This is a genomic window from Allobosea psychrotolerans, assembly GCF_002917105.1.
Lineage (GTDB): Bacteria > Pseudomonadota > Alphaproteobacteria > Rhizobiales > Beijerinckiaceae > Allobosea > Allobosea psychrotolerans.
This window is the reverse complement of the sequence record NZ_PQFZ01000010.1, coordinates 218,405-226,102: the sequence shown is the minus strand read 5'-3', so window position 1 is coordinate 226,102 and position 7,698 is coordinate 218,405. Positions and strand designations below refer to the sequence as shown.

Below are 7,698 nucleotides of genomic sequence, written 5' to 3'. Positions count from 1 at the left end.
CGCACCAACAGGCCGGACACATGACCGCAAGCGACCAGATCAACCAGACGCTTCCATCTTGCAAACAACGGGCCGTCCACACATGGATTGCTTCGTCGCTTCGCTCCTCGCAATGACGAAAAGCGGCGAGCCCTTACTGCAGCCGCACCGACACACTCTCGCTCGCACCCGTTCCGTCGATCACCGAGATCCGGACGAAGCCTTTTCCGGGCGGCTGCCAGGCGGCTTCGCGGCGGCGGGTCGGCTCCAGCACGGGTGCGCCGTCGACGAGCCAGGTATAGGGCGGCGCGCCGCCCGCGACCTTGAGGTTGAGCTGGCTGCGGCCGTCGAGCGCCGAGGCTGCGAGATCGATCCGCGCGCCCTCCGGCGGGAAGGCGAGCTTCAGCACCGGCGTCGTCATCGCGGCGATCGTCTTGGGCACGTCCTGGCGCAGATGGCGCAAGGGCGGCGGCAGATGGGCCGCGGTCGCGATGATCGCATTGGGCGGTTGCGGGAAGGGGCGGGGATCGATGCCGGCCCGAGCGAAGGCGTCGAACAGGATCGGCGCTGCGACCATACGGCCGACAAGCCCCGGCACCGCGCCATTGTCGGCCCGTCCGACCCAGACGCCGATGGTGTGCTTGCGGTCGAAGCCGACCGCCCAGGCGTCGCGATAGCCATAGGATGTCCCGGTCTTGTAGGCGATGCGCCCTGGCAGGGCGTTCTGCGGCGCGGGCGCGCCAAGCAGCGTGTCGGTGACGTACCAGGCCGCGACGGGGTCGACGAGGCGGGGCGAGGGCTCGCTCGTTTGGCTCTCGGTCTTTTGGCTCTCGGTCTTCAGCCGCAGCGGCGTCATCTCGCCGCCGCGCGCGAGCCCGACATAAAGCCGGGTCAGATCCTGCAGCGTGATCCCCAGGCCGCCCAGACCGACGGCCAAGCCCGGTGCGCCGCCCTCCTTCGGCATGGCTATGGCCGCGCCGGCGTCGCGCAGGCGCGACAGGAAGCGCTGCGGCCCGAGCGCGGACAAGAGCTCGACAGCAGGCACGTTCAGCGAGAGCTGCAATGCCTTGCGAGCCGAGACCATGCCCTGGAAGCTCAGGTCGAAATTTTCCGGCACATAGATGCCGTAGCGCGCCGGCCGGTCCTCCAGCATCGTCTCGGGATGGGCGATGCCGTTGTCGAAGGCGAGCGCATAGATGAAGGGCTTCAGCGCCGAGCCGGGCGAACGCAGCGCCCGTGTCAGGTCGAGCGAGCCGGCGCGCTCGGCGGCGAAATAATCGACGCCGCCGACCGAGGCGCGGATCTCGCCGGTCTCATTGTCGGCGACGAGGATGGCGATCGAGACCTGGGGTGCGAGCCCCGCGCTGCGCTCGCGGGCGAGGTTCTCGAGATTGGCCTGGAGGCGGCCGTCGATGGTGAGCCTGTGGGCGTGTGCGTCCGGGACCTCCGCCACGACCTGCTCGGCGACATGGGGGGAGAGGTTGGGAAACGGCCTGCGCGTCGTCGGGATCGGCTCGGCCCGGGCAGCTGCGACCTCCGACGACGTCGCCAGCCCCGCCGCCTCGACACGCGCCAAGACCCGTTCGCGGGCCTTGCGGGCGGCCTCGTTGAGACGGTCGGGCCGGCGCGTCTCGGGCGATTGCGGCAAGGCGACGAGCAGTGCGGCTTCCGCTGTCGAAAGGCGCTTCGGCTCCTTGCCGAAATAGGCGAAGCTCGCGGCGCGGACGCCCTCGAGATTGCCGCCGAAGGGAGCGAGCGTCAGGTACAGGTCGAGAATGCCTGATTTGTCGAAGCGGCGCTCGAGCTCGATCGCACGGATGAGCTGGCGCAGCTTGGCGGAGAGCGAGCGCTCCTCGCGCGGTTCCAGCAGGCGCGCGACCTGCATGGTCAGGGTCGAGCCGCCGGAGATCACGCGCCCGCTCATCAGCATCTGGCCGGCGGCGCGGACAAGCCCGAGCGGGTCGATGCCCCAGTGAGTGTCGAAGCGCTTGTCCTCATAGGCCTTGAGCATGGCGAGGTAGCGCGGGTCGACATCCGCGGTGGTGACGGGGAGCTTCCAGCGCCCGTCATCGGTCAGGAAGGGCCGCAGCAGCTTGCCCTCACGGTCGAGCACGACGGTCGAGCGATCCGAGGCGGCGGCGAGGTCGAGCGGCGGCAGGGAGGTGGCGTAGGCGAGGAGGGCGGCGGTGGCGGCTGTCGCTAGGAGGCCTAGAGCGGTGGCGGCGATCTTCAGTCTGCGGAGGCGCTGCGGCGCACGCCCTTCTCCCCTCGGGGGAGAAGGTGGCAGCGCGAAGCGCTGACGGATGAGGAAAGGAAGCAAGCGGTCGAGGTGATGGCGCAGTTGGTGGAAGCGCGGAAAGGTTTCACCTTCCCTCACCCCAGCCCTCTCCCCCGAGGGGAGAGGGGGCTCTGTCGCGGCCCGTCTTTCGTCCCGCGTGCCCATGGCCAGGTTACCGCGCCGACGAAATATCCACCGTTCCGAACGCGGTCCGTCCGAAACGATCTGGCCTGTACATGTCCTCGACCACGCCCGCCGGCGCGACATAGCGGCCGGGCGAGACGGCTCGGACGATATAGGCGATGGTGAAGGCGAGCTTCTGGCTGCTCGAGCCATCGCGATCGAAGGCCGCGACATAGCGGTCGTCGCGGGCTTCCGTGTGGACCGGCGTCACCTCCTGCTTCAGCCAGTCGAGCCCGGCAACGGAAGCGCCCTCGGTCAGGTTGGCGTTCTCGATCTCGAGCCCGGCGGGCACGGGATCGACCAGCAGCACCCGGCCATAGCGCAAACTGGGTTCGGTGACGTTCAGCGCCACGACATAGCGCTCGTTCTGGCGCAAACGCGCCGGATCGGCCTTCTCGCCCTTCATGGTGTAGATCACCCGCTCCAGGCCGAAGCCCTGGTTCAGGGCCGGCTCCGCGCCGGTTGGGATGCCCGAGACGGTGATCACGGCCTGCGCCGAGGCGGCGCCTGGATTGGCGACGGTCAACGGCTTGGCCTCCAGCGCTTCGGCGGAGATGGTGCGGTAGAGCGGCCCCTTGCGCTCGGCGCCGTCGACCGTGAGCGTCATACCCTCGGCGTCCTTGGCCAGCGCCTGGGCGGCGACGACCATCCACATCTGCTCCTGCGTCGAGGTGTAGCGCGCGCTGCCGCGTGCCGTGTCGACGATCGCGGCGGCGCGGGTGATGTCGGCGCGCTCGCCATTGGCTTCGGCGATCAAGGCGAGCACGCCCGCCCCGTCGCGCAGGCGCGTGCCGTAATCGGGCCGCGACAGGCCGTCGTCGCGCGCGTCCTGCAACAGGCCGAGCGCACTGGTGAAGGCGGCGCGACCACGGCCGCGATCGCCCAGCGCCGAGAGCGCGGCGCCGATCTGCCCGCGCGCCAATGGCGTCGCGAAATCGGCCAGCTTGTTGTCGGCGAGATAGCGCAGATCGCCCATCACCGGCCGGCCGTTGCGGGCAAGCACATAGAGCGCATAGGCGATGCCGGCCGCCTCCTCCTTGTTGATCTCGCTGGTGTTGACGACCTGGTTGCGCAGGCGGTCGAGAGCGAGGTTGAAGGCGATCTGCGGCACCTGGAACTGGCGCTCGCGCGCCCGCGTCAGGAAATCCGCGACGAAGGCGTCGAGCCAGAGATCCTCGCCGCCGACGCCCCAGAGCCCGAAGGAGCCGTTGGCGCCCTGGCGGGCGAGCACGCGCTCGATCGCGCCATTGACCCGCTCATCGGCATTGGCGTCGAGCGCGAGGTTCTCCAGCGTGGCGAGCTTGTTGACCGAGAGCAGCGGCAAGGCGCGGCTCACCGTCTGCTCGGTGCAGCCATAGGGGTAGCGGTCGAGCGCCTTCAGCAGCGCCGGCACGTCGAGCGAGGCGAGCGGCGAGACCGAGACGGAGACCTGCCCGGAATTGGGCACGAGATCGGCCATCAGGTCGGATGAGACCGTGATCGAACCGCCATTGCCGGGGATCGGCCGGACGATGCGCCGCGCGATCGTATTGGCGGAGGGCTGCACGCGCACGGCCAGGTTCTGCACCGTTCCGATGCCGCCGGGTCCGGTGATGCGGACATCGAATTCGGCGCGGCCGAGACCCGCCGCCGTGACCGGGATGGTGAGCTCGCTCTTGGCGCCGGCCGCGAGCTGGAGCGTTTTGCGCGTCGCTTCGGCGGCAACCAGCACGGGGCCCCTCACATCGAGATCGACGACATAGGGGCCGGCGGGGCCCTCGACATTGCTGATCGCGAGATGGAAGCGCGATTGGTCGCCGATGGCGAGGAAACGCGGCAGTGTCGCCTGCGCGACGACCTGGTCGCGGATGATGACGTCGGCGCTGGCCTGCCCGGTGCGTCCGGCCGACCAGGCGACCGCCATGACGCGGACCGAACCGTTGAAGGCCGGCAGGTCGAAATCGACCTTGGCCATGCCGTCGGCGCCGACCTTGACCACGCCGGAATAGCGCGCGAGCGGCTCCTGCGTCGGCTTCTCGCCGCCAAGCGCAGGCGCGCCGTCGCCGCCGGTGCGGATCGCGCCGCGCACGCCCTGCATGCCGTCGATCAGATAGCCGTAGAGATCGCGCAATTCATGGCCGATCTGGCGCTGGCCGAAGAAGAACTTGCTTGGATCAGGCGATTCGAAGCGCGTCAGGTTGAGGATGCCGATATCGACGGCCGCGACCGTGACGAAGGCGTCCTCGCCCGCCCGCGCGCCGGTGACCTTGACCGGCAGCGAGAGCGTCGTCAGCGGGCGCACCAGATTGGGCGCGCCGAGATCGATGGCGAGCGTGCGGTTCTCCTTGCCGATGGCGAACCAGGACAGGCCGATGGCGCGGCCGGGCAGGCGCTGGGCGGCGGTGTCCATCGGGCGGTGCGCGAGCACGACGAGATAGGCGCTCGCGCCCCATTCAGCCTTGACGGGGATGGAAGCCGTCGAGCCGCCGGCGGCGACATCGATGGTGCGGATCTCGTTGACGCGGTCGCTGATCACGGCGAGCGTCGCCTTGCCGGCGAAGCGCGGCGCCAGGCGCACCTGCATGGTCTCGCCATCGGCATAGGCGTTCTTGTCGAGCGCGACATCGAGGACATCGGGCGTATCGGCGGTCTTGTCGGCCTCGTAGCCGACGGTGAAGGACAGAGAGCTCTCGGTGGAATCGGGGCCGTCGGCTGCGACGTCCAAGCGATAATTGCCCCATTGCACCGGGGCCGAGATCGAGGCGGCGGCATCGGCCCTGACCGCGACCTCGCCATCGGCGACGCGACGGGTCTGCTTCACGCCCTCGAAATTCCAGCGCCCGTCCTGGAAGAACCACTGATAGTTGCGGGTGACCTTGGACAAGGTCCATTTCACGCCCGGCCGCGCGAGGCGGCGGCCGTCGCCATTGGCCATGATGACCTCGAAGCCGGCGGTCTGGCCGTTGCCGAGCTCGCCATCCTTGAACAGCGGCTTGATGCCGAGCGCGGCGCCCTTGGGCACGATTGGCAGCGTCACCGAGCGGGCAATGGCGCGCCCGCCGGGTTCGCCGACGCGGATGGTGAATTCGGCCTCGAGCGGTCGGTTGGTCTCGGGCTGGGCGACCGGGTTGGAGACCGTGACCTTGCCGGAAGCGTCGGTCGTGGTGCTTTCCTCGAAATCGGTCTGGACCGGCTGGAATTCCTCGTCGGTGAGGCCGACCTGATAGCCGGCGAAGCCGGGGATCGCGCTTTGGGCGGCGGCGCGGATCGTCATCGAGCCGTTGACGTCGAGCTCGGAGCCCGGCGCGCCATAGAGATAGCGCGCATTGACGTCGATCTCGGCCGGCTCGCCCGCCTGCAGCACCGGTGCCTTGGGCGTGAGCGTCAGTTCCAGGCGCTCGGGGACATAATCCTCGACCAGGAAGGAGGCCTCGCCGATCGCGGGGCCTTTCGGGTCGGCATAGGCCTGGACACGCCAGGTGCCGGTCTGTGCGCCCGACAGCAGGGGAATCGAATGGGCCCTGCCGCCGGCGCCCTGGTCCTCGACCTGGCGGCGGCGATACTCGACGCCGTCGGGGCGCTTGACCACGATGGTCAATGGCAGGCTGGTCACGGCCGCGCCCTTGGCGTCGCGCAGGAGGCTGGTCAGGTACACCGTCTCGCCGGAGCGGTAGACGCCGCGCTCGGTGTAGAGATAGGCATCGAGGCCTGAAGGCGCGACGCGGCCCTTGACGCCGCGATCGGAGAGATCGAACGCGGTCTGCTTCAGATCGAGGAAGCCGTAATCTTCGCCCAAGAGCACCGTGACGAGGCCCGGCGCATTGCCGCCCTGGCCCTTGCCCAGGCCGGCATCGAAGCGGGCATAGCCATTGGCGTCGGAACGCACCGTCCCCAGCACCTCGTTGTTGCGGGCGAGCAGCCTGAGTTCGGCATTGGCGACGGGCGAGGCGTCGGCGAGCGAGCGCACCAGCACATGCACGCCGTCAGGGCCCGAGAAGGAGGTCAGGCCGAGATCGGAGACGACGAACCATTGCGTCGCGCGCGTCGTGCCGTCGTCATAGTCGCTGTCGGAATCGGTCTGCGGCGCTGTCGCGTTGCCGCCGGCGGGCTTGGCGAACATCACATAGACGCCGGGCTGCAGGCGGCCGACCGCCTCGATCACGGGGAAGGCCGTGATCACGTCCTTGTTCAATTCGGTCTTCACCTCCATCGAGCCGGTCCAGACGCTCTGGCCCTTGTCGCTGGCGATCTGCTTCGAGGCGTAGGAGCCGAGCTGGCCAAGGAAATCGTCGGAATGCACCGAATTGATCAGGTTGCGGTCGCCGATCCGCATGACCTCGAGGTCGAGCCGGTTGGCATTGACGGAGACGACGGGGATGCCTTGCTGGCCGGTGCGCGGTAGCACGTAATTCTTGCCGGTGAAGCGCACCGAAGGCGTGCGGTCGCGGACATAGACCTCGTAATCGGCCGATTTCAGCAGCTTCTCGTCGGGGATCGCCGAAGGCACGCCCTGGCGGATGACGAAGGCGTAGCGCTCGCCATGTCGCAGTCCGTCGACGCAGATCTGGCGCTCCTCGGCCGAAACAGCGAAATCACCTTTTCCGCCGGAGACCGCGACATAAGGCGCGAAATCGACGCGGCCGCGCGCCAGCGGCTCGGAAAACTCGAAACAGGCGCGCGGCGAGGCGGCGTCGGCATCGACCTTGTTGGAGAGGATGCGGAAGCCGCGCTTCTCGCGAAGGCTCTCATAGGCGGTGCGCAAGCCGGCATTATCGGCGAGGTCGAGGCTCAGCCGATAGGTCGTCAGGGCCGGCCGCCAGAGCTCGTTCTTCTCGAAGATGCGGGCGAGCACGCCAAGCGATGCGGCCTCCTCGGGGCGCGAGCTGGCGCGCTGATAGGCGAGATAGGCGGCCGAGATCGCGCGCTCGCGCAACTCCCAGCGCTCGCGATAGTCGCGCGGCTCGATCGCGTTGGCCGCATTCGCCATCAAGCGCCATGCGGCGGCGTTGTTGGGCTCGGCGACGACGGCGGCATTGGCCTGGGGCAAGGCGGAGCGGGCATCGCCGCGGGCGAGTGCGGAGGCGCCGATCCGCAGGGCCTCTGTCGCCTGCCTGCCGCTGACCGAAACCTCGCGCTTCAAGCGCTCCTCCAGCCGCTGCCCGTCTGCGGCGAGGTCATTGCGAACGTAGGCCTTCTGGGCCAGGGCGGGCTGCGCGGCGAGCGCCAGACCGAAAAGCAACGCGAGACGGGCGAGCATGGTCATGGTCTTACGTCCTCTT

At 69.0% G+C, this 7,698-nt stretch carries 2 protein-coding genes; both read right to left on the bottom strand.

Annotated elements, in window-relative coordinates; translation table 11 throughout:
• Positions 1-133: 133 nt before the first annotated feature.
• A complete protein-coding gene (gene pbpC / locus CYD53_RS18100; RefSeq protein ID WP_425428317.1) occupies positions 134-2,356 on the bottom strand; it encodes a penicillin-binding protein 1C in 2,223 nt (740 codons plus the stop codon).
• Between the two features lie 73 nt (positions 2,357-2,429).
• Positions 2,430-7,682, bottom strand: coding sequence for an alpha-2-macroglobulin (locus CYD53_RS18095; RefSeq protein WP_103719465.1), 5,253 nt, complete (start codon positions 7,680-7,682; stop codon positions 2,430-2,432).
• Positions 7,683-7,698 lie beyond the last annotated feature (16 nt).

Coding starts and splice junctions, on each gene's coding strand:
- CYD53_RS18095 (WP_103719465.1), bottom strand. CDS start 7,682: ATGACCATGCTCGCCCGTCTCGCGTTGCTTTTCGGTCTGGCGCTCGCC.